This window comes from Nostoc sp. C96 (genome assembly GCF_059384975.1).
Window position 1 is genome coordinate 5,678,544 of record NZ_CM182020.1, and the last position, 23,567, is coordinate 5,702,110.

At 39.8% G+C, this 23,567-nt stretch carries 19 protein-coding genes and 1 tRNA gene; 12 read left to right on the top strand and 8 right to left on the bottom strand.

Features of this window, described 5'->3' with window-relative positions; translation table 11 throughout:
• Positions 1–19 precede the first annotated feature (19 nt).
• Positions 20–988 (bottom strand): DUF1822 family protein, encoded by a 969-nt coding sequence (locus tag AC504W_RS24260; protein WP_494874756.1) that lies wholly within the window; start codon positions 986–988, stop codon positions 20–22.
• Between the two features lie 172 nt (positions 989–1,160).
• Here AC504W_RS24260 and AC504W_RS24265 point away from each other — a divergent pair, with 172 nt between their 5' ends.
• Positions 1,161–2,318 (top strand): glycosyltransferase family 4 protein, encoded by a 1,158-nt coding sequence (locus AC504W_RS24265; RefSeq protein WP_494874757.1) that lies wholly within the window; start codon positions 1,161–1,163, stop codon positions 2,316–2,318.
• Here the strand turns inward: AC504W_RS24265 and AC504W_RS24270 are convergent.
• The gene (locus tag AC504W_RS24270; RefSeq protein WP_494874758.1) at positions 2,279–3,475 is read right to left on the bottom strand and encodes a glycosyltransferase family 4 protein; all 1,197 of its coding nucleotides are present in this window, start codon (positions 3,473–3,475) and stop codon (positions 2,279–2,281) included. The two genes, AC504W_RS24265 and AC504W_RS24270, sit on opposite strands and share 40 nt — an antisense overlap.
• Positions 3,476–3,720: 245 nt before the next feature.
• On the opposite strand from AC504W_RS24270, the gene AC504W_RS24275 reads away from it, so the two are divergent.
• The 4 genes from AC504W_RS24275 (at position 3,721) to AC504W_RS24290 (ending at position 7,058) form a co-directional block, all read left to right on the top strand.
• A complete protein-coding gene (locus AC504W_RS24275; protein ID WP_494874759.1) occupies positions 3,721–4,623 on the top strand; it encodes a hypothetical protein in 903 nt (300 codons plus the stop codon).
• Positions 4,624–4,698: 75 nt separating this feature from the next.
• Positions 4,699–5,373, top strand: a complete 675-nt coding sequence (locus tag AC504W_RS24280; RefSeq protein WP_494874760.1) for a hypothetical protein — start codon at positions 4,699–4,701, stop codon at positions 5,371–5,373.
• Between the two features lie 3 nt (positions 5,374–5,376).
• Positions 5,377–5,982, top strand: coding sequence for an FHA domain-containing protein (locus tag AC504W_RS24285; protein ID WP_494874761.1), 606 nt, complete (start codon positions 5,377–5,379; stop codon positions 5,980–5,982).
• 110 nt (positions 5,983–6,092) lie between these two features.
• Complete coding sequence (locus tag AC504W_RS24290) at positions 6,093–7,058, top strand: UDP-N-acetylglucosamine--LPS N-acetylglucosamine transferase (protein ID WP_494874762.1); 966 nt, start codon at positions 6,093–6,095, stop codon at positions 7,056–7,058.
• Between the two features lie 95 nt (positions 7,059–7,153).
• Here AC504W_RS24290 and AC504W_RS24295 read toward each other — a convergent pair whose 3' ends face one another.
• Together AC504W_RS24295 and AC504W_RS24300 are read right to left on the bottom strand one after the other, a co-directional pair.
• Positions 7,154–7,894: a type I restriction enzyme HsdR N-terminal domain-containing protein gene (locus AC504W_RS24295; protein WP_494874763.1), complete on the bottom strand. Its 741-nt coding sequence runs from the start codon at positions 7,892–7,894 to the stop codon at positions 7,154–7,156.
• Between the two features lie 93 nt (positions 7,895–7,987).
• Entirely contained in the window at positions 7,988–10,000 is a 2,013-nt protein-coding gene (locus AC504W_RS24300) for a hypothetical protein (RefSeq protein WP_494874764.1), read from the bottom strand.
• A 271-nt stretch (positions 10,001–10,271) separates the two neighbouring features.
• On the opposite strand from AC504W_RS24300, the gene AC504W_RS24305 reads away from it, so the two are divergent.
• Positions 10,272–11,444 carry an FtsW/RodA/SpoVE family cell cycle protein gene (locus tag AC504W_RS24305; RefSeq protein ID WP_494874765.1) on the top strand — a complete coding sequence of 391 codons (1,173 nt, stop codon included), beginning with the start codon at positions 10,272–10,274 and terminating at the stop codon, positions 11,442–11,444.
• A gap of 200 nt (positions 11,445–11,644) precedes the next feature.
• Here the strand turns inward: AC504W_RS24305 and AC504W_RS24310 are convergent, their stop codons facing one another.
• On the bottom strand, positions 11,645–13,270 hold the full coding sequence (locus AC504W_RS24310) for a tetratricopeptide repeat protein (protein WP_494874766.1): 1,626 nt from the start codon (positions 13,268–13,270) through the stop codon (positions 11,645–11,647).
• Positions 13,271–13,543: 273 nt separating this feature from the next.
• Between AC504W_RS24310 and AC504W_RS24315 the strand changes: the two genes are divergently transcribed.
• A complete protein-coding gene (locus tag AC504W_RS24315) occupies positions 13,544–13,834 on the top strand; it encodes a GAF domain-containing protein (protein ID WP_494878753.1) in 291 nt (96 codons plus the stop codon).
• 53 nt (positions 13,835–13,887) lie between these two features.
• Here the strand turns inward: AC504W_RS24315 and AC504W_RS24320 are convergent, their stop codons facing one another.
• Complete coding sequence (locus AC504W_RS24320; RefSeq protein ID WP_494874767.1) at positions 13,888–17,535, bottom strand: ATP-binding protein; 3,648 nt, start codon at positions 17,533–17,535, stop codon at positions 13,888–13,890.
• Between the two features lie 232 nt (positions 17,536–17,767).
• Here AC504W_RS24320 and AC504W_RS24325 point away from each other — a divergent pair, with 232 nt between their 5' ends.
• Entirely contained in the window at positions 17,768–17,905 is a 138-nt protein-coding gene (locus AC504W_RS24325) for a hypothetical protein (RefSeq protein WP_494874768.1), read from the top strand.
• 237 nt (positions 17,906–18,142) lie between these two features.
• Here AC504W_RS24325 and AC504W_RS24330 read toward each other — a convergent pair.
• Positions 18,143–18,224 (bottom strand) — tRNA-Leu (locus tag AC504W_RS24330).
• A gap of 110 nt (positions 18,225–18,334) precedes the next feature.
• Entirely contained in the window at positions 18,335–19,522 is a 1,188-nt protein-coding gene (alr, locus tag AC504W_RS24335; RefSeq protein WP_494874769.1) for an alanine racemase, read from the bottom strand.
• Positions 19,523–19,905: 383 nt separating this feature from the next.
• Here alr and AC504W_RS24340 point away from each other — a divergent pair, with 383 nt between their 5' ends.
• From AC504W_RS24340 to AC504W_RS24355, 4 genes are all read left to right on the top strand, one after another.
• Entirely contained in the window at positions 19,906–20,403 is a 498-nt protein-coding gene (locus AC504W_RS24340) for an HNH endonuclease (RefSeq protein WP_015115127.1), read from the top strand.
• 522 nt (positions 20,404–20,925) lie between these two features.
• Positions 20,926–22,212 (top strand): DHH family phosphoesterase, encoded by a 1,287-nt coding sequence (locus tag AC504W_RS24345; RefSeq protein WP_494874770.1) that lies wholly within the window; start codon positions 20,926–20,928, stop codon positions 22,210–22,212.
• Positions 22,213–22,423: 211 nt separating this feature from the next.
• Positions 22,424–22,837 (top strand): RusA family crossover junction endodeoxyribonuclease, encoded by a 414-nt coding sequence (locus AC504W_RS24350; protein ID WP_494874771.1) that lies wholly within the window; start codon positions 22,424–22,426, stop codon positions 22,835–22,837.
• The gene (locus AC504W_RS24355) at positions 22,834–23,511 is read left to right on the top strand and encodes a hypothetical protein (RefSeq protein ID WP_494874772.1); all 678 of its coding nucleotides are present in this window, start codon (positions 22,834–22,836) and stop codon (positions 23,509–23,511) included. The genes AC504W_RS24350 and AC504W_RS24355 overlap by 4 nt, the downstream gene beginning before the upstream one ends.
• Positions 23,512–23,567 lie beyond the last annotated feature (56 nt).

Here is a 23,567-nt window from a genome sequence, read left to right on the forward strand (position 1 = left end):
CCTGGTTGGTGAGCAATTTTCAAATAATAAAATGTTCTCTAATACTCATATCATCTAAAGAAATTGCCACAATAAATTTTTCTTGGATTTCACCTCGAAATTGCAATTGAATGTAATTATCTGCACTTCTGGCTTGGGCTTCCAAAAATATCTCACCTGACTCATCCAATACTGTGAGTTTGACTCCTTCTGGTAAATATACTTGATTACCTGTGGGATGTAATTGCAAACGAATACTAGTTTTCATCTCTGGTTCTGGGCTGATTTCCACAATTAGCATCAAGGGTTGATTAGCTATTTGGATACCCAAATCAATCAGTTTTGCTCGTTTGGTGGGTGCTGGCGGCTGATGAGTTGATGATTCTTCCGTAGTTACACTACCACGAAAAGCATAATTAGGTCTAGATTCTAACAATTCTCGTAAGGATTCCACTGTTTGCCAGGCAGCATCTACTTGACCGACTAACCACTGGCTTAAATTTACTAGCGTTTGAACTGGAGAAGTTTTTAAATGTGCAATACGGTCAATTAATTTTTCTAGCGGTTGCAGTTGATGCAAAGGTAGAAATTCACTATTTACGCTTTGAATAAAACCTAATAAATTTGCTTCTTGCAATGATTCATTTACTTGTACTACCACATAACCTACTCGGTCTTCCCAAGTTTCTGGGGGCATTAAACATGTCTGTTCGTCTTGTTTTATCGGGCGACACTCCAGACGACCAATTGAGGTAATTTCTAGGTCAGCTACGTTGCTACACAACTGCATAACTGGATTCCAACTATCGCCAACACTAAGGTTAGTGGGAATTTCCATCATTTGTAAATAGTCATTTACCACCCATATAGCTAATGTATTTAATCGCACTTGTTCTGCTTTGGTGGGGTTAGGTTGTTGATTGGCAAATTGTTGGGCAAATTTACAAGCTGCTTGAGTAATGGGTAATTTGATACCTAAATCATCTACTCTATGGGTGGTTTGAGCCATAATTTCCTACCTAGTGTTCAGGACGATGTTGTAATATCTATCGCCCACATTCAATAAATTTATGCCACAAAATCAGAAAATTAAAGAAATTTATGCACATTAGAAATTTATGCACGTTTTTGTGCTGTGAGAGATTTGGACTATTAAAACGCAGAAGATACGCAGAATTTTTATGAAACGGTTGCTGTTTATTACAGAAAGATTTACCCCAGATTTGGGGGGTTTGGCGCGGAGTGCGACACGGCTAGTAGCTACACTTTGTCAGTTGGGTGTAGAAGTTGATGTGGTGACATGGAGTCGTTATCTACAACCAGGAGAAGTTTTACCACCGGAAACTGTAGATACTAAGTTGCGTGTTTATCGAATTGGGCTATACCGTCACTGGGATATGACTATGCCCCATACTTTGAATGTACTGGAATGGTTGCACTCTTCTCATCAGTATGATGCAGTATGGGGACATTATTTGTTTCCTAGCGGTTTTTTGGCTACTTGGTTTGCGGGGCTGCAAGGAATAGCCAGCACTGTCAGCGCCCGTGGTAATGATATTGATAAAGAAATGTTTCCCCCTGGAGATTTTTCCCGCCTGCAATGGACGCTACAACACACTCAGGTAATTACGGCTGTGAGTGCGGATATGGCTGGCAAAATTAGGTTATTAAGTGGAAGAGATGATGTATTGGTATTGAAAAACGCGGTAGACACAGAAATTTTTGCGCCTGCAATAGGTGAAATTAGCAGGGAATCTTTAGGAATTGCGCCAGAGGAGGTAGTACTGGGGTTTTGTGGAGAATTACGGGAGAAGAAAGGACAGCAGTTTTTGTTGAATGCTTTGACAACAATCAGAAATCAGCGTTCTGCTTGTTTATTGATTATCGGTGAAGTGCGGGCTAATCAGGAATCTGTACTGCAATTTTATGCCACGCAGCAGCCAGAAAATGCCCAACGGATTATTGTGACGGGACATTTACCTGATACTCCAGCAGTTGCGGCACATTTGCGGTTGTGTGATGTTTATCTTCAGCCTTCACTGTGGGAGGGAATGCCAAATGCACTATTAGAAGCAATGGCTTGTGGTTGTTGCTGTATTGCTAGTGATGCGGGGGGTATTCCTGAAGTGATTATACATGGTGAGAATGGTTTTATGATGCCGCGATCGCAACTGCATAAGTTAGGTGAAGCTGTCTTAGAATGTTTGGCAATGCCCAGCACAATAAAATCTCAAATTACTCAAGCTGCACGCGATCGCATTCTCAAAGAATATTCTATCGCTCAAGAACAGCAGCGACTTCAAGCTGTAATTGAGCGTTTAATGCCTAATTCTGTATAAGCCGCAATTAAGGTTTCACCTGCACGCTTCCAAGTGTAATGTTTTTCTATTCTATTTCTGGCATTGGTAGCTATTTGGCTGATTAATTCTGGTTGACTTTGCAAACGTAATACGGCATCTTTAATGGCTTTAGCTGAACTTGGTTTAACTAACAAAAAATGTACACCATCTTCGCCTAGTTCTCTGACTACTGATAAATCACTAGCAATTACAGGTGTTCCTGTCGCCATCCCTTCTAAAATTTTTAGGGGACAGCAACCTTGAACTAAGTTGCGATCGTTAGATGTTAAAGGTGCCAAAATGGCATCAGCAGTGTGGATATATTTAACTAATTCTTGCTGTGATAGTGGTTCTAATATGTTGAGTTTATTGGCAACTCCTAATTTGACAGCCAGTTGTTTGAAAATTTTGATTTGGTCATTCCTTGCTTGTCCAATTACAGTTAAATAAGCTGGAATATCTCGGTTGATTAACCCTAAAGCTTCAATTGCTAAATTTACACCTTGCCACGGTGAAAGTGTACCAAAATATATAAGTTGTAGAACATTATTGTGGGATTTTTCTATTTTTTCATAGTAGGTAAACACATCTAAATCCACACCATTAGGAATCACACAAATTTTCTTAACTGGTACACCACGATTTTGTAAATATTGAGAAGTCACCTCACTAGGTGTGACAATTAAATCTGCGGCTGCTAGACAAATTTGCTCTTGAGTATATAACTTATGTAAAAGTTCTCGATCCTCAACAACATTTGGGTAACGATATTTTAACTCTATAGAAGGTAAGCCATTAACTTCAAAAATTAACTTTTGACAATATTTATGTTTATTCTGGGCAATAACAAACCCTTCATAAATTGAACGGATATGTATGACTTCAAATTGCTTGTTTTGCAACCATAACCTTAATACATGACGAAAATGCAAAATTCGCTGAATTAAATTATCACCGCAAGCTGATAACGTTGTTTGCATCACTTGCGGATAAATTTCTTGTTCATTTATACATTCTAATATTGGTGAAACTGTGACTAACTGGATGCCATCAAAAGCTGCTGCCAATGCTCTAGAAAAAGCTGTAATATGAATTGCGGCTCCCTTTGGCGCTGGTACAGTATCAAAGCAGATATATGCTATTTTTGATTGATTCATAAATATATAGATGGCATCTGGGCATTTTTAGTTAACCTTTTAACTATCCGAGAATATAGTAGTGAATCCCACCTGACAAACACTTAAAACATCAGATATAATCGCTATATTTTGATGCTTGGCTATACTCGCAGGCAGCAAATTCCAAATTTAAATTTATTAAAATATATTTCAAAGTATTGAAATTATTTTATATTTCATAATTTTTAACAAAATTTAATTAAATTGGATGGAGTGACAAGAATATGCCTATTGATTTAAAACAATTCCGAGAAAACTTGACTTATAGAGCGCAAGCTCCAGTTGCTCAAATCATATCTGACTTGCAAGAAATCGCAGAAATTGATCGCCTAGCAGAACTCAAACAAAAGGAATATGGAAAAAAGGCATTATATTATTTTTTAGGAATAGTTGTTGCAATTGGATTGATAATTATTATTTCTATCACTCTGACTAATACCCAATTATTGGGAGGTCTAGCTCTTTTATTGATTGTAGCAATTTTGGGTTTGGCGATCGCTTTTATTGTGGCATTGATAAATAGGGCGAAATTTGGCAGAATTAATGTCATCAATTATCGCTATCAAACAGCACAAAGAATTTTGCAAATGCTGTCTAGAGATATGGATGCTAACACTAATGTTAAGTTAAATTTGTCTTTTCAACCAATTCATAAAAATGAATATAAAACAACTACAACACCACATCCTCATAAATCTGGTTGGAAGATAGATAATTATCAACATGAATGGATCAGTATCCAAGGAGCATTTTTAGATAAAACTCGCTTTGAATTATCTGCAACGTCTTTATCTAAAAAACAGTATGGCTGGAAGCGCGGTAGTAGTGGAAAAAGCAAATACAAATCAAAAATTAAATCTGGAGGCTTAGATATTCACTTAAATCTTACCTATTCTCAGCGTCGTTATGGAGCAATAAAAATTCTGCAATCTGAAATTGACGGCGCATTAAAATTACCAAAATTATCTAATCTACGAAACTTAAGATTAACAGATAAATCTATGCAGCTTGCTGTAAGAATTGCCCCTAATGTAGCTGACAATCAAGAAGAAATTTATCAAACAGTTACAGCAATGTTTTTAAGTCTTTATCATGTATTAAATTTAGCTAAATCGTTGTCTAAATAGCTAGATGCAAAAAAGACTAGTTAATTTTACTGAAAGCGATGCAGAAAATTACATATATTATCACAAGTTAAATAAATGAAAAACACAGTTTTAAAAATTTCAGTTTTATTTTTTGTGATTACTGCTCTTTTAGGATGTAGCAATACAAATAAAAGTAGTGTAGAGCCAAATCAGGTTAACAGTTCTCCTGTTGCTGAAAATACAACTAATGTTGCAACTCCAAGTGAAAAAATTAAGTTTAAAACGGAAGGAGGTACAGATTTATTTTCTCTTAAACAGCAAGCGGATGGAGCTAAGTTAGTTGATGGGAAAGAAAAAGAATTAGTTAGAATTAAAGCTGATAAATCAGGGAAAGTTAAATTTAAGAATGCTGCTGATAAAACTTTGGGTTATGTAGTGACAGCCAAAGGTTACTGGAAGTTAGAAAATTCAGAACAAAATAAAGAGTTATATGTCCTGAAAAAGCAGAATAACGGTGGTTTAAACCTAGAAAATGCTGGTAAAAAAGTTGTTTATCAAATTAAGTCTGACGATAATGGCTGGGAAATCTTAAAACCCAATAACCAGCTAGTTTATCAAGTAAAAGTTAAAGAAGGTAAAACCGCTTTAAAAAATTCATCAGGCAAAACAGTTTTCTATACAAAATCGAGTATTGCACCTATTGCATTTGCTTGCTTTGGTTTTGATGTTCTCAACCGCGAACAGCAGGCGGCTTTGGCTTATGCTGTAAATTTAACAGGAGGACAATAGACTTTGCAAATACAGCTAACTTGGAGAGATCCAAATACAGGCGATCGCACAGAAAAATTGTTAGCAACACCAGTGGCTATTGGCAGACAGTTTTCCACAATGCCACAACAAATTGATGAGCAAAGTGTTTCTATCATTGTCATCGCTGATGACTTAATTGCAGATTATCATGCTTTAATTGATTGGCAAAATCAAGTGTTAACAATTATTGCTCAAAATCCCAGTAATGCAATTAAAGTTAACGGTGTGCAGTTAACTAATAGTATCTTGCAAAGTGGCGATCGCATCCAAATTGGCAGTTGTGAAATTGTCGTCAACTTTGACAGTCCCGCTTGGGAATGCGATCGCATGGTAGGCTTTTTGTTTAAACGCCGTTGTGGACGCACCGACAACACAAATTGCCCTGATTGTAATGCGTTTTATGATGATGATTATGCTTATTATCCCGAATATGGTAGTTACCGTTATTGGGGTAGTAGTTATTATCATGACCGCGATAACTATTCCTACGACCCCGAAACAGGTAATGTAGACTTTACCGAAGCTGATGCCGTAAGTTTAGAAAACGAAAGAGATAGTGATTTTGAAACTAATATGGGAGCAAGTTGAGAAACGACAAAACTATAAAGCATAAAGTTAAGAATTGTTTAAAACGTCCCCCATCACCATAACGGCTGGGATAATTTCATACTTCATACTTCACACTTCATACTTGAGACTTGACTAACACTTGGTTAATTTATGCCCTTGGGGGTGGTTGGGGACATCTAAATCGTGCTTTGTCCTTGGGGAGAATTGCAGCCAAAGAAAGAAAAGTTAGAATTATTACTAACAGTCCCTACGCATTACAAATCAATAACGAAGGTTGCACAGTTCATTGGATTCCTGATAAAGCTGGTGTTTCTGCAACTTGTCAGCAAGTACGCGAAATTATCCTCAAAACTCGCTACGATCGCTTAATTGTTGATACTTTTCCTAGAGGTTTGGGTGGTGAGTTAGCAGATATATTACCCCAGTTACAACCCATACCCCGGATTTTAATTCATCGAGATATTAACCCAGACTATGTGTCTGCCAAAAATTTGCGGTCTTTTGTCGCCCAGAATTACGATACAGTGATTGTTCCCGGCGAAGGAGAAGATTTACCTTTGGCTGACTTAGCGAATGTCCAGCATACAGCGCCTTGGTTGATTCGTAATGCTGGGGAATTACCGGATAGAATTAGTGTGCGATCGCGTATCTTAAAAGTTGCGCCAGATATCAAAACCATTCTTGTTTGTGCAGCGGGGAAAGCATCAGAATTATCTTTGTTTACGCAACTTACCCTGCACTTACAGCAAAATTTCCCAGAGTGTGCAGTGAGAATTTTAGCTGCAAACTGTCCCGCAGATGTACCCGAAGCTTTATGGATAAGTCATCATCCAGGGATGGAATGTCTAGCCGCTGCTGATGTTGTCGTTGGGGGTGGAGGATACAATACAGTTTACGAATGTGCTGCTGTTGGTGTACCTTTGGTAGCATTTGCTTTTGAGCGCTTATACGATCGCCAAGCAAAACGCGCCAAAAAAGCTTACACCGTCAAAAATACAGAAGAAGCGATAATTACCGTTAGACAACTTCTAGATAACAATTTGTCTGTACCAAGTTATATTAACGGTGCTGTACAAGCAGTATATTACATCTAAGTTGTAAATTCATATTAAAACTAGCGTTTTTGTAGCCGTTTTAGAGAAACTATTAGCGTGTTTAGCAAAGTCTTAGCCGTTATACACTAAACTTATTAATAAATGATAGAAATTAGTTTTTCAAAGTCTTGACAATCAAAACTCTGCTGTGTTTTAGAATATTGACCACATATCTTATAGTAAATCTTATTGTTTTGGATACTGAATAAATATCCCTCTATTTCGGTCGGTTGGCTTTTGAGTTTAAAGGTGACTGTATTAGTTGTATATCTGCCATACTTATTGATTAGGTAAGTAAAGCTTTGAAAATTTCCATTTTGGGCTTCGACAAATTCTAATAAACCATCATCAGTTTGATTGATTTTCTGCAAAATCAATTTCTGAATTTCTTGCAAGCTATTAATATGATTAAATTCAAAACCATTATTCTTCCTGTTTACAGCAATAATTTCATGATAGTTATACAAAATTCCTATATCGCAACCAGCTTTCGTTAAATATCTTTGTATCTGACTGTAATGATTCTGTAGGTTTACATCTTCTCGTTTTACTTCTACAATCATCACAGGATTTTGATGTGGTCTGAAGTTATTATTTATCGGAGTTTTATATATTTCTATATCATGATGATTTGATTCAACTTTGATACTTATTTTGTTATTTAACAACTCACTTTCATTAATCAGAAAATGAATAAATATCTGTCTGACCAACTCTTCTGGTCTGCCATCAACTGATATTTCTATTCCTCTAATTAAACATTTTGTATATTGTTGTCTATATTTTTTACAGTATATATCTAGCTTTTTCTGTATTTCTTGATGCAAATTATTCATAATCTGGAAGAACTATTTATGTAAATAAAATATGTTTATGGGACACAATATAGCTGTGTCCCAAACTAGACATTAATCGGTTACTGCAATTTTCTATTTTTGTCCAAAGAACGCTAGTACTTTGTTAATTAGTTCTTTCCAATATTCTTCAGATTTATGCTGGAAAAACTTATTTAAGTTGGCTTCAAATTCAAGCTCTCGTTTAAATATCTCACATACATTTCCGGCAAACGTCTCCCCTTTTTTCTTTTCTTTCCCTTTTTCCGAAATTAAAGCTTTCCAAAATGGTGAATCTTCACTGCGAGGTAATAACTGTCTTGTTAGTTCCTCTTCTATTGCTGTCCCCACCTCATATATAAAGTCATCATATAATATGTAAAACTCTTTTACTAGTTCAGGAATAAGTGTTCTTAAAGATTCATGTGCAGATATAAGCTCATATAAAACATTTTCTATTTCCAGCTTTGCTTCTTTAGTAAATTTCTTCAACATTTCATCTTCATCTATTCCTTCAGCAAAGACTTTTGCATCATAATAAATGTCTATATCTCTTGGTTCATAATAACCAAAATTTCTGTGAATAGCGTGTTTTGTGTTCCATGCTTTATAAGTGGTACGGTAATATTCAAGGTATTTATCAACAAAATCTTGATAAACAAAACGAGGAACTCTTTTACCTAATTCTCGCAAACTCTTGATATTTTGAACTGCATTTTCAATTGCTTGAGTTTCTGCACCTGTCAAAGTATCACCATTTTTTATTTTTCCAAAACTGTCTTTAATACTCTTGATTTCGTCTAATAAGATATTGCGTCTACGTTCTACTACGTCTGCAATGGCTTTAATAAATTCATTTTTATCAGACTGTACATCTTCTTCATCGTAGATATCATTTAATTTGACAATATCATCACGATAATATCGTAATGAATCATAAAACAAGATATTATCTGGTAAAAACTCTAAGTTCAAATGTTTGAATGTGGCTTGAACTTCTTCTTGTCTGATGATAATTCCAATATTTCTATCTCCATCAGCACCATGTACTTTTTCAGGCTCACCTTTACGTGGTAATACCAAGGTCACAAATCTATGATGAAATTCTTTGGATTTAGATGTTAAGTGATAACCTATTAGCTTGGTAATATTAGCTTCAGGCGCAGCACTAAAGGGAGTTACAAATAGGCAAATGGTATCTTGACTATCAATGTATTTCTGTAAGTCTTTACGAATGGGGTTCTCGTCTAGCCCTTTAGTGTCAACAACGGACTCGAACTGAGACAAATTTGAGCCAGATAAAACATCATAACTCACGTAAAGATATATTTTTTTCGGTATTGCAAATTCTTTTAATTGGACATTATTGATGGCGGCGAAAGTATTTCTGAGCCAATCTTGTTCTTTGCTTTGATAATCAAATTCAATTTTAGTAGTGGTTCTTGATTCAAGATTTGCATTGTTCAGTGCAGTCTTTTTCAGTACTTCTTCCCCTGATGACTCAAATAATTCCTTTGCTTGATCAATTCTAATAACTTTATTTTTATCACCATCAGGAACTGATTTAGAAACTTTATTGAGTTCAATGATGTTTCTAATGGCTCTCTCAACTTCCTCAGATATAATTATTTTATGCTCTGAGTCCGGAGTATTTTTATTTGTAATATAATCACAAAAATCAAAAATTAAACTTTCCATTTCATCAACAGAATATGGTTCTATTTCTATGTAAGTATTGTCAGATGCCTTGATGACCACCTCACATATAGTAGTTTTTCCTGCGCCTGTTGATAATAACTCTTTAGTTTCCATTACCTCCCTTCTTTTACCATTAATTTCTTTGGAAACTTTAAATTCACTTATTAAGTTAAAAAGATGACAGATAGCTGTTGTTTTGCCTTGTCCGATAGTCCCAATAAAAACAATTTTATATTTTTTAATATTAAGAATTTTCTCTATTTCTTCCAATCTTTCCAACTTTGATTTTAGGTTATTAATGCAAATATGCTTGATGATATTAATTTCCGAGCTATCTGATATTTTATTAATTTCACGTCTCAAGCTTTGCTGCAATGATGTAATTTCGTCCTGCCACTGTATCGTTAACATACGGTTTACCCTGTTGTGAGACTAATTGCTTGATATCTAATATGCCCACTATTGGGATGAATATCTAACAAAACCTCAATAAGTCAGAACAGAACAACCAAAGTTTGCATTCTAGACTATGAAAAGCCTGATTTTATTCGGCTTTGTGCAAACGAACTTCGTTTACATAGCAGCGACTTCCAGACTTGCGGTACTCTCAAGACAAATTTGAGTTATAAGTTATAAGTTATGAGTTTATACCTTAACTTTTAAGCTTTACCTGTACTAAATCGTGAATCTAACTCGACTGATTCCCATTTTTGATAATTCTGTTACTAGCTGGGCTGTAGAGGCGCGACTGTTGCGCTGGTTAACCTTAATTTGGTTATTTTTTGGGTTAATTGTCCTGTATTCAGCATCTTACCCAGTTGCCGATGCACGTCAAGGTGACGGATTATATTACTTCAAACGTCAGATTATCTGGGTGTTAGTTTCGCTAATAGCCTTCAACTTTATTGTGAATCTGCCGTTACGCAAAATTTTGCGGGTATCCCATTGGTTTTTAGGACTGTTTTTACTGTTAATTTTCGTTACCCTCGTCCCTGGGTTGGGTAAAAAAGCTTTTGATGCAGCGCGTTGGATAGCCATCGGCCCCATTCCCATTCAACCCTCAGAATTAATTAAGCCGTTTTTAGTGTTGCAAAGTGCCAAACTTTTTGGACAGTGGGAACAATTACCTTGGCGAGTGCGCTTGACTTGGATAGGGATTTTTGGTTTAGTCCTCCTAGGCATTCTTGCCCAGCCTAACCTGAGTACAACTGCACTTTGCGGTATGACAATTTGGTTAATTGCTTTAGCCGCTGGACTACCTTATAAATATCTGGGCGGAACAGCAATAGGCGGAGTATTATTAGCTGTACTCAGTATTAGTATTAAAGAATATCAGCGCAAGCGGGTAATGTCTTTTCTCAACCCCTGGGCAGATGCGACAGGCGATGGCTATCAGTTAGTTCAAAGTTTACTGGCTGTTGGTTCTGGTCAAACTTGGGGCGCTGGCTATGGATTTTCGCAGCAAAAACAATTTTTCTTACCCATTCAAGATACCGACTTTATTTTTGCTGTCTTCGCGGAAGAGTTTGGTTTTGTGGGGAGTATTGCACTGCTGCTGATGTTAGCTGTGTTTACCACTTTAGGATTAATTGTGGCGATGAAAGCCAAAAATCCTACTAATCGCTTAGTGGCGATCGGTGTCACAATTGTCATGATTGGACAATCTTTATTGCATATCGCCGTTGCGACAGGTGCTTTGCCAACTACAGGCTTACCTTTACCAATGTTTAGTTACGGTGGTAATTCGATGATTGCCAGTTTAGTTGCTGCTGCATTGTTGATTCGAGTAGCCAGAGAAAGTAACGAAGCTGAAGTTGTACCTTTACGCAGAACTCCGTCGCGGCGAAAGTTATAGCAGAAGGCAGAAGGCAGGAGGCAGAAGGCAGAAGGCAGGAGGAAAAGTTTTACTATACCTTGCATTCAAGCTTTCAAACTGTCCTAACATATCTGACTACCGCTATACATAACAGGTGACAGGTGACAGGTTCTTGTCAAGATTCGCCATCATTATTCATTGAATATCTCAGAGTGGGTGCGATCGCACCCACTTCTTTTTTACAAATTCTCTATTTTTAACTGCGTGTCTGTGTTTTGCCATGCGGTGATAAATTCAGTCTGCGTCAATTTGGCTGCATCATCTTTACCTTGGGCTTGTAAACTTGCTTGCAAACCAAATAAAGACCTTCCATTATGAGGATACTTTTCTAAATCAGCACGAAACACTTTCTCGGCTGTAGCATAATCACCCTTGGCTAACAGCACACCCCCTAATGCTTCTCTTGTAGGAAAATACCAATCTGGGGGTTCTACATAATCAAGGGCATCTTCCCCTACTACTGCTTGTTCTAAGTATCTAATTGCCGAGTCGTAGTTATGGTTAGCTTTGGCAATTTTGCCTTCCAAAACTTTTTGCGCGATATAAAGAATACGATTAGCCGGAGTAAACCCAATAGTCACCCCAGGCGGAAGTTTTTGGATTGCAACTTGTAAGGCGCTGCTTTGATCAGCCGCACTTTGCAGATTACCTGTAGCTGTATAAGCTAAACCTTGGGTAAAATGCCAAAGTGCTGTGGTTGTTGGTAAAGTCGCGTCTGGTGGCGGAGTGTGTAAAATGGCCTCCCAATCATTAAACCTGGCTTGTATCAGCATTTTACTGCCCAAAAATCCCTCGACCATAGGTATATGAGAACCGAGAGAATTGGCGTGGGCCATTAACGTATCAGCAGCTTGGAGTGCATCTTGATATCTACCCGCCATACTACTAGCCACCATGAGAAAATGTACATTGTGGCTAAAGTACATTTGGGCATAAAACCCCTGAATTTTATTTTTACTGATATAGGCAGTATCCTCAGCGATCGCTTGTGCATTTGACCGCATTGCCCCTTGATAATCTCCCACACGAAAATAAATATGGCTAGGCATGTGTACCAAATGTCCAGCGGCGGGAACAAGATTTTCCAAACGTTTCGCACTGGCGAGGGCAAGTTCTGGATGTAGTGAAGCTTCCACCGCATGAATATAGTAATGATTTGCCCCCGGATGATTGGGATTTTGTTGCAAGACCGATTCTAAAACAGCGACAATTTCTTTTGTATCTGCTTGCGGTTGACCATCATGTGTCCAAAGTTGCCAGGGATGCAAATCCATCAAACTTTCCGCAAACAAAGTGGCTGCATCCAAATCATCAGGATATTTTTGGGTGAGGTTTGCCATCGCTTGGGCATAGTTCACTTGTAATTGCGGCAAATCTGCATCAGGATTGGCAGAATAACGCTTTGCTAAAGCCGCAATATAATCTTGTTCTAGAACTGGCGCTTTTTCTGCCAGTGTCAAAGCTTGTTGTATTGCGTAATATGCAGTTTGTTCTTTTTCTGTAGTGATGACTGCGTTAATATTCGGCCCTAAAGCTAAAGCAATACCCCAGTAAGCCATCGCCATTTTTGGGTCAAATTCCGCCGCGTGTTGAAAAGAAAGCACCGCTTCATCATGATTAAAGCCGTAAACTAAATTTAATCCCTGGTCAAAAAACTTTTGTGCTTCAAGATTGTGAGTGGAAACTGGATGATGATAAGTCCCCAAGCCAGGAATTAGGTTATATGAGGGTTTTGCTTCAGCAAGTACCTCACTGGGAAAGATAAAAGTTAGTATGAGTAGCCAAACTATAAATAAGTACCTCATAGCAATATTCCTATGTTGCTCAATTATTGATATAGCAGTAGTCAGATATGTTATGACAACTTGAAAGCTTAAATGCCAGGAATAGTCAGACTTTTCCTCCTGCCTTCTGCCTCCTGCCTTCTGCCTTCTGCCTCCTGGTTTTAGAATTGTAAAGTAACTAATTAAATGTCGTCGTGACAATTTGGCTCGTTTGAGCGGCAATCCTGCACACTCAAACTGGCAGTTCAACGCGGCTTTCAACCAAGTTCATTCTCTGAGTGTAGAACAGTTAACATTAGTGATAATTCGCCCTGTATGAGTGTTGTGCGTGCCGGAGAGTCGATAATTGTTGAAGATATCGATATCAATCCTATGTTCAGTTCTCACCGCGCGATCGCCAAAGCTATGGGATATCGTGCTGTCCAATCTACACCACTAACTAGTAATAGTGGCAATTTGCTCGGTGTTTTGTCTACTTATTTTCGTCAACCTCGCCGATTTTTGCCGTGGGAGATGAAGCTGCTTGATATGCACGCTCGTCATACTGGCAATCTGATCGAAATATTTCAAACTCAAAAGGTTTGAAATGGTATTTCAGATCCCCGACTTCTTCAAGAAGTCGGGGATTTAGGGACTGGCTATATCAACGGTAACTTCACAATAAAAGTCGTACCCTGCCCAATACCAGGACTGTGAGCCGCAATTGTACCACCGTGGAGTTGAACTAAGCTACGGGCGATCGCTAGTCCTAACCCTAACCCTTTTTTTATGCTTGGGGCTTGACGAAATGTGTCAAAAATGTATGGGAGAAACTCCGCATCTATGCCGCAGCCAGTGTCACTGATTCTCAGCTGGGCAAAGTTTTCATCTCTTGCTAGAGAAAGTTCAATCCTGCCACCATTGGGAGTAAATTTGACAGCATTAGTCAGTAAATTTAAGATAACTTGTTGTAAACGGTGGGGGTCGCCAGAGACTGTCATTGGTAAACTTTCAAGTGTACATTCCCAGTGAATTTCTTTGGTTTCTAACGATTGCCGTACTGAAGCGATCGCATTGTCAATGATTCCTTGCAGTTGGACTGGCTCTAAATTGAGGTGGATTTTCCCCGCAGTGATGCGCGAGATGTCGAGTAAATCTTCAACGAGTTTCGCTTGCAAAGTGGCATTGCGCTCAATTATCTCTAAAGCTTTAAAGAGCATAGCTGGGTTGGGCGGGTTGCTTTGCAGTAATCGCGTCCAACCAAGGATGGCAACTAATGGGGTATTGAGTTCATGAGAAACTGTTGATAATACCTCATCTTTGCGGCGGTTAATTGTTCTTTCTTGCTGGAGTGCCTGCGAATGCCTATTTGCCATTTGCAAATAGGCATTAACACGAGTCACAAGTTCATTGGCAGAAAAGGGTTTAATTAGGTAATCGTCAGCCCCAGCCAGAAGTCCTTCAACTATAGATTCTTCTCCTGCACGGGCAGAAAGTAGAATTACGGGTATTTCTTTTGTTCGCGCATTAGCGCGCAATGTTTTTAACAACCCGAAGCCGTCTAATTCTGGCATCATCACATCAGAAAGAACCAGAGCCGGCACTTGTTCATTCACCGCCGCTAGTGCAGCCACTCCATTAGCTACGGCTTCCACCTCAACATGTTTGCTTAATATCCTTGTGAGGTAATCGCGCATATCGGCGTTGTCATCGACGATGAGAACACGGGATAGAAAGGGGAGAGAAGTTTTAGTTTCGGAGTTCCCCAAATTGGTTTCGGAGTTCCCCAAATTGATTTCGGAGTTCCCTAAATTGATTTCGGAGTTCCCTAAATTGGTTTCGGAGTTCCCTAAATTGGTTTCGGAGTTCCCTAAATTGGTTTCGGAGTTCCCCAAATTGGTTTCGGAGTTCCCCAAATTGGTTTCGGAGTTCCCCAAATTGATTTCGGAGTTCCTCAAATTGATTTCGGAGTTCCCTAAACTGGTTTTGGAGTTCCCCGAAATGGTTTTTGGGTTCTCCAAATTGATTTCTGAGTCTGCCTCCCCAATTTTTCCTGCTTTTCTTCTCTCTACGCTTTCTTGGGGAAACCACCGTTCTGCCTCCTGCACATAAGGTGCAGCACCTAATGCAGTTGATGTCAGGGTGCGTGTAGCTTGAGTGCGATCGCCTACGACTCGTCGTAGGCGATCACTTTGCAGGTGTGCTGTCCCTAATGGAATTGTGACGGTGAAGCAACTTCCGACTCCTACAGTACTGCTGACATCTATAGTTCCACCATGCAGTTTAATTAATTCATGCACTAAAGCTAAACCAATTCCCGAACCTTCATGAGTTTTAGCTTTTGCTCCGCGCACTTGGTAGAATCGCTCGAACAAATGAGGCAGTTCTTCTGGCTCAATCCCTGTGCCTGTATCTTCTACTTGTAGTTTTACATGATGCTCATCAGCAAGATGCAGCCTGACAGTGATTTCGCCAAGAAAGGTGAATTTAAAGGCGTTGGAAAGCAAATTCAGGACAATTTTCTCCCACATTTCCCGGTCTACGTATACAGGCTCACTGATCGGTGGGCAATCGACAATTAACTGTAACCCAGCCCGTTCAATGGCGGAACGAAATACACTGGCTAACTCAGTGGTGTACAGTGCCAAGTCGGTTGGTTCATAAACTGCTTCCATACGTCCGGCTTCAATGCGGGAGAAGTCGAGCAGAGTATTAACCAGTTTCAGCAAACGCAAACTGTTACGGTGGGCAAGTTCCAACCTTTCTCGCTGTGCTGGAGGTAGGGTATTGGCAGAATCGCTCAACGCATCTTGCATCGGAGCCAGTGACAGTGTTAACGGTGTGCGGAACTTATGCGAGACGTTGCTGAAGATGGGGGAGTTTTCTAGAGGGTACGCCCCCACCACCGAAGGTAAATCTGCTTGTGCGGCATCCCGCCGAATGATGGCGCTGCCGTCAATAATTTCGCAGTAGTAACATCTGTCCGCTTCAAAGAAGTTCATGGTGGTGCGCGTCACGGTTGCCTGAATTTCAAGCGCATCCGAGAGCGATCGCAGGGCATCCGACAACGTGACCCTAAAGGCATCCATTTCCGCCGTGCGACGCAATTTCTCTTCTGCCTGTTTGCGATCGGTGATATCGATGATGAACTCGACGCATTTAGATTCGCTGCCGCTGCCTGTAAGCCTTGTGGGTGCAAAAAGTCCCCACCAGCGCGAGCCATCTTTGCGGATCATTTGCTTCTCATAAGGAGTAGTTTCTCCTTGGACAGCAAGCTCCCTGGCGGCACGGGCAGTCACATCGCTAAATTCATGTGGGGTCAGTACCTGCCAATCTACCTTGAGAAGTTCGTCGCGGCTATATCCGCTCATCTGCACAAACGCCTCGTTTGCTTCGGTCATTCGCCCGTCGAGGCTAAAGAAAAGCACACCAACAGTTTCGATAGAAAACGCCTTTTGCCGCAGCGCTTCCGATTCTTGGATCGCCTGTTGGGTTTGTCGCTGCTCAATCCAATCAGCGGCTTGGCGGGCGAGTAAATCGAGAAATCGCAGTTCGCGATCGCTCGGTCGATGGTGTTCGCGCCAATGGGTGGAAACCATGCCGATTGCTTTGCCAGAACGGGCGATCAGTGGCGCGGACTGTGCTGAAAGCAAGCCTACTTCAACGTGTATTCGCATCGACCCGTCGGGGTCTTCGCTTTCGGGGACATCGAAATCAACAAAGGTGAGATCGCCCGTTGCCAATGCAATCCCGCAGGGTGTATTTGAACGGGCGTTAACGCGGTAGAAATGCTCGGTCATATCGCGCTCAAAGCCCTGAGTCGCCAGCAGTAGTAAATCCTGTGTTGCTTCATCAAGAATTTGCACCGTTCCGGCATCAGCTTGTGTGAGGGCGATCGCTGCTGCCATAATCTCTTGATACAGCGTTTGAATGTCATCTTCAGTCACCAGTCGGGTGCTGAGTTCGTGCAACAGTTGCGTGTCTCTCAAGTCTTGAGCGATCGCGGCTTCGGTTTGTTTGCGATCAGTAATGTCATAAGAAACCACCAGCACCCCATAGATTTCCCCATTTTCACCCCGGAGTGGTGTTCCCCGCGAGATATAGCTGAGATTGTGGGCATTGTGTTCATGCTCAAACGGCTCTCCTGCTAGGGCTTGACGGTACCTTGGCTCGTAAGAGGTGGCTAATTCCGAGGGCAGTACCTCAAAAATGGTACGCCCCACGAATTCTTCGCTTTTGAATCCAGCGTTAGCTAATGCTTCACCTTCGGCAAATAGATAGCGCAGATTTTGGTCAACGACAAACACTGCTCCACCAGGCAGATTCGAGAGCAGAGCATGGAAGCTTTCTTTTGAAAGTTTGTATTCTATAATTTTGCACCTTTTTCAACTTTGCCACTGGTTGCTTCAATTGTACCTTTGTATAATTTCTCAAGTTGATGCGCTTATACCGTTTCACTTTAAGTTTGATACAAATAGACCGCAGGGGGCAGGGGGAAAGAATGAAAAACCCATAAATTTGTCTCATTTTTTTCGTGAAATGGTATTACAATCTTTGCCGCTACTGTCCACTGTAGACAACAGCGATCGCTATTCCACGAACGCCATAAAGCCCAAAAAATTTTTTCTCCCCATCAGTTCGGCACATCTGAATTTAGGACAATCCGTAGACAGATAGTTGGCGAAAGAAATTGTAGCGATCGCGCCAACTTACGAAATTCTCCGCTGAAACAAACAGTCCTGGATGAACATAAATCCAGCAAAAATACGCCAAACAGTATATAATCAATCTCCATTCATGGATCTACGGCAGATTAATTCTCTATCACAACAACAATCTGTCACCTATGACAAACAATGTGTCACTGTACATGAGAACTCTGAAACCTTTAATTTATAGCTTTTTTACACTTAGTGCGGATGAAAGGACTTGAACCTTCACTCCTCTCGGAACTAGAACCTAAATCTAGCGCGTCTGCCAATTCCGCCACATCCGCATCAGTCAACTATCCTAGCGTAGCATATTCTTCCAGGAATATAAACACTAAAAGGATGAAGTTTAAATAATTAATTATGTACACTTCACCCTCATACATTTCCAAGACTACTAGATAACTCCCACACGCGGTAGGCGATGCTTGAACCCACACAAAATTTCCCAAGAAATCGTATTTAATTGTTCTGCCCAATCATCAGCAGTGATTTGTTCTTTTCCTTGGTCGCCTAATAAAGTAACAATTTCCCCTTCTTGAATCTCAGGAATCATACTGACATCAATCATTAATTGATCCATTGTAATTGCGCCAATTTGAGGTACTCGCTGACCGCGCAACAATACCTGCATCTTATTAGAAAGGTTGCGTGGGATACCATCAGCGTAGCCAATAGCCACAACAGCAATACGCATTTCTCTGTCAGCTACAAATTGATGACCATAGCTAACACCAGTACCAGCGGCGATAGTTTTGACTTGAGTGATTCGCGCTTTTACCTGTAACACAGGTTTTAAGTGCATTTTTTGTTTTAAATGGGGTGCAGGAGCAAGACCGTAAACGCCTAAACCCACTCTTACCATGTCGTAGTGCAGTTGGGAATCTGCGAGAGTGGCGGCTGTGTTTGCTAAGTGCAAGCTAGGAATTTTGATGCCGATTTTTTGAATTTGGGCGATCGCAGTTTTAAATCTGCTATGCTGTTCTGCCATAATTGCTGGATCAGGACTATCAGCAGTAGCTAAGTGGGAATAAACACTCGCAATTGTCAAATGCGGTAAGCGTTCGACTAACTGCACAAACTCGGCCGCTTCTTGCCAATTAGTGCCTAATCGCGACATTCCCGTATCCAATTTAATATGTACAGGTACAGGAGAACCGTAGTTAATTGCTTCTAAAATATTGGAAAAAATTAAAGCTTGTTTGGGACTGCACAATGTTGGCTGGAGTTTCCAATGGGCGATCGCATGAATTTGCTCTGGTGTTTGGGTTGCGCCTAAAATCAATATTGGCGCTTGTATTCCCGCTTCCCGTAATTGAATCCCCTCTGGAACAGTGGCGACTCCTAACCAACTCGCTCCTGATTGTAATGCCGTTTGCGCGACTGTGACTGCTCCGTGTCCATAAGCATCAGCTTTGACTACCGCCATCAACTGAGTACGTGGTGATAACAACTGCTTTAGTTGCTGTACATTGTGCGACAACGCATCTAAATCAATTTCTACCCAAGCACGCTGGGAAAACCACGCATAAGTGTCGCACTGTTGATGAGATGTAACACTAGTCACTTGATCACGACTTAGCATATTTCTGTTCTCCTATCACACCACCAATAAACTTTCACAATTATGTATTCATTTTTAGATATTCATACTCATTTAAGCTACTTCCGTGTTGATTGAAAACTTTTTCTCAAAAAGAATTGAGTATTGAAAAATACTTTCAACTACACTTAATAAAAATTTACAAGTATTTTTTTCTACTTCAGATTTAGCGCCAAATTAAGGTATCCCTGGCTTTATCTCATCGTAATTGTGCAGTGAGAACTAACTATTAAGATGTTTAGTCAAAAATTTCTGATTGAATACAACAATTATTTAATTATTCCGGAAGTATAATTTATTCTCATCTCCCAAGGAGAAGAGAATCGTGTTAATATATGTAAAACTAATACCTTGAGCGTTAATCAATGGGTAAGGTTTTAGTCTTAAACGCCTCTTACGAACCGCTCAATATTACTAGCTGGCGACGCGCTGCGGTTTTGTTAATCAAAGGCAAGGCAGAACGAGTCGAACACAATGGCAGGTTACTTTACGCGGGTTTTCCGTTACCAACGGTGATTCGCTTACGTCATTATGTGCGTGTTCCCTATAAAGAAATGCCTTTGACTCGTCGAAACCTTCTGCACCGCGACGGACACACTTGTCAATATTGTGGCTATACAGGGGACGAATTGACATTAGATCATGTCATACCGCGATCGCGTGGTGGCGGCGATAGCTGGGAAAACATTGTTACGGCTTGTGTCCGTTGCAATGTGAAAAAAGGCAATCGCACACCTCAAGAAGCACACATGCTCCTACGTCATTTACCCCGCCAACCGTACAGTAGCCTCTATTTTGAGGTTAGCAAGCATCTTAAAAGTGGACTGCATCAAGAGTGGCAAAAATATGTGATAGGTCTTTGACACTAATAATTTCACCCTAGTTTGACATAGCCACAACAACCTGTTGTCGAGTGCGGCGGTTTTGTTTGATTAGGGACAATGATAGGTTAGGTGCTAACATACTACTACCACTGGTGTTGCATTCTAAGAAAGAATTTCAGCTGCGTCTGGGGATAGCCCAATAGTAGCTGTAAAAGTAGTGTGCTGGCATCTACCTAAATAATTCAACAGTCTCTTATTATATACCCATAAACTTAAAAAATCTAGACTTGCTCAAAAAATTCTCTCTAACTCAGAGAATGGTCTAGCGAGGATAAAAATTAAAGTTTGACCATAAACCCGAAACATTGATTTTCTGCGGCTATATGTAATTTGGTAGAAGTTGAGAAAATTTTGCCTAGTTATCTTGACAAAAAATACACCAAGATACGTATCCCCAGGATTCTATATTTTTGCGAAGATCAATGTGTGTGGCTAAATCAGTAAAACCCTGATTGTAACTTTCTCAATCAATCAGCCTCACACTTAACAAAGATGTTTTCTATGCAACTAAATTCTTCCTTGAAGCAGTCAGAGAGTTTTTCATTGACCACAGAGCCGAGTCCAGAGGATGCTGAGGTAGACCAAGAAGTCGTTGAACTACCACTGAATCGGCCATCCTTGCCAGTCTCTACAAGTGATGGAGTGAGCGTTTATCTCGGTCAACGTAACAATTCCTTAACTTTTCAAAAAGCAGAGGAACTACAAAAGACCCTATTAGCCCATAGACATGAGCGCCAGCTAATCATTTTGCAAGATTTTCCTGACCCTGATGCGCTTTCATGTGCTTGGGCTTACCAGCTAATCGCTCAACAATACGACATTAAATGTGAAATTGTTTACGCTGGGACTTTGAGCCATCAAGAGAATATCGCCTTAGTCAAGCTGACAAATTTACCAGCCCAGCGTTGGACACCACAAAATGTTAAATCCAAAGATTTGTCTTGTTATCAAGGCTTTGTATTAATTGACAATCAAGGAACCACCAGTCAGTTATTAACCGCAGTACAACAGGCTGGAATGCCCTTAATAGCAGTGGTTGACCATCACAGCTTACAGACAGAACTCAAATCAGAGTTTGTCGATGTCCGTCCTTATGTACGAGCAACAGCAACGATTTTTACTCAGTATCTTCAATCTGGGTTACTGGCTTTAGACAGCAGCATTAGCCACCACGTTAAATGTGCCACAGCCTTGATGCACGGCTTGCGATCGGATACAAATCGACTGATGCAAGCGCAAGAAGAAGATTTTATGGCTGCTGCTTATCTGAGTCGATTTTATGATGCTCAATTATTAAACGCGATTCTCCAAGCGAACCGTTCTAAGCGGGTGATGGATGTAATTGAGCGATCGCTCAAAAACCGCATCGTCCAGAATAACTTTTCCATCGCTGGAGTTGGTTATCTGCGCTACGATGACCGCGATGCTATTCCCCAAGCAGCTGATTTCTTAGTCACAGAAGAAAACGTTCACACCGCAGTAGTTTACGGTATCGTTCACGATGAAGACGACGAACTAGAAGTAGTTATCGGTTCTCTTAGAACCACCAAACTCACCCTCGACCCCGATGAATTCATCAAAGAAGCCTTTGGTCAAGACAGCACCGGACGCTTTTTTGGCGGTGGTAGAACCAGCGCTGGTGGTTTTGAAATTCCAATGGGTTTCCTCTCAGGTAGTAACGAAAATCCTGCTTATGCCAAGATGAAATGGGAAGTTTTTGATGCTCAGATTAAACAGAAATTACTGAGGTTAGTTAATCCTAAAGATAACCCAATTCAGTCAGAGTAAATCTTGTATTCAAACACAAAGAATTGATGATGACAAGACAGTAAATTGCAATGAGAGCCAAGAAATAAAATTCTTGGCTGTCGTTATGTATAGCGCAAATTAACGTAAGCAAGTATAAATTTGAGATAAACTATTGTATTCTTATGAATTAAAAATCAGTTTTTGCAAATGCCGTAAGTTTTTTTATTACTGAGCAAAATACAAACTTGGAATGTCAATAATATATCTACCTTTTGAATTTCTCATTCCCAGAAGGCCTGTCTCATTACAAGCAAAGCGAAAAGGACTTCAAGAATGGAAAAATTTTGTACGCTTTGAAGCTCAAAAGGTTTGGCAAGGTAGCAGTCCCATTCAAAACACTAATCTACAGTTAACACTCGTGTATCTTTGTAGTGATTACCCACCTGACACCGATAATATTATCAAGCCGATTCAGGATGCACTTGTAGGCTTAGTTTTTGAAGATGATAATTTAGTATCAGATGTAGATAGTCATCGTCGGTTTATATCTGACCCTATTGACTTTATAAATTTACCTTTACTGCTACAGCAGGGTGTCCTTATTGGGCAAGAGTGTGTTTATGTAAAAGTGAGTGAATCTCAAACATTGGAAAAATACTTATGACTAACAATACTAAAAATTTACATGATGATAAAATCAAATCTTTAGCAGATAAATATGTGAGCGAAGGATTTCAGGTTTTTATTGAGCCTAAGCCGGAACAGTTACCTTTTGATTTAGGTAATTACTGTCCAGATATGATTGTGACTAAAGATAACTCAGGTTTTATAATCGAAATAAAAACCAGCATCAGCCGAATTTCTGTTGACAATTTAAAGGATTTAGCAGAGGAAGTTAATAAGCATCCTGGGTGGCGTTTTCTTTTAGTAACACTTGAGGACAAAGAAGCCGAATCATTACTTGGAACATCGGAGCAACTTCCTTCATGGCAAGAGCTAACTGAGCGCTACGTCCAAGCTCATAGGCTGATTGAAAATAATGAAATTGAACCAGCATTTCTTTTTATGTGGATAATTTTTGAAGTAGCTTTACGAAAACGAGCAGTTGATGTATCAATCCCTGTGGAGCATTTTCCAATCAGAGGATTACTAAAGCAAATGTATTCTTTAGGAGAGTTATCGATTTCTCAATTTGACTTTGTGCAAGCTTGTTTTGAAGTAAGAAATCGTCTAGTGCATTTAGGTACAAAAAATTTAAATTTACAAGTTGTTCATGATTTTGATGGTTTGGTTAGAGAATTATTTGCGGAATGGAGAACTGAAAGCGAGAAAAGTTGAAACCAAAAATTGTTTATTAGTTTAACCTACAACACAAGCAGCAGATTTTGACTTGT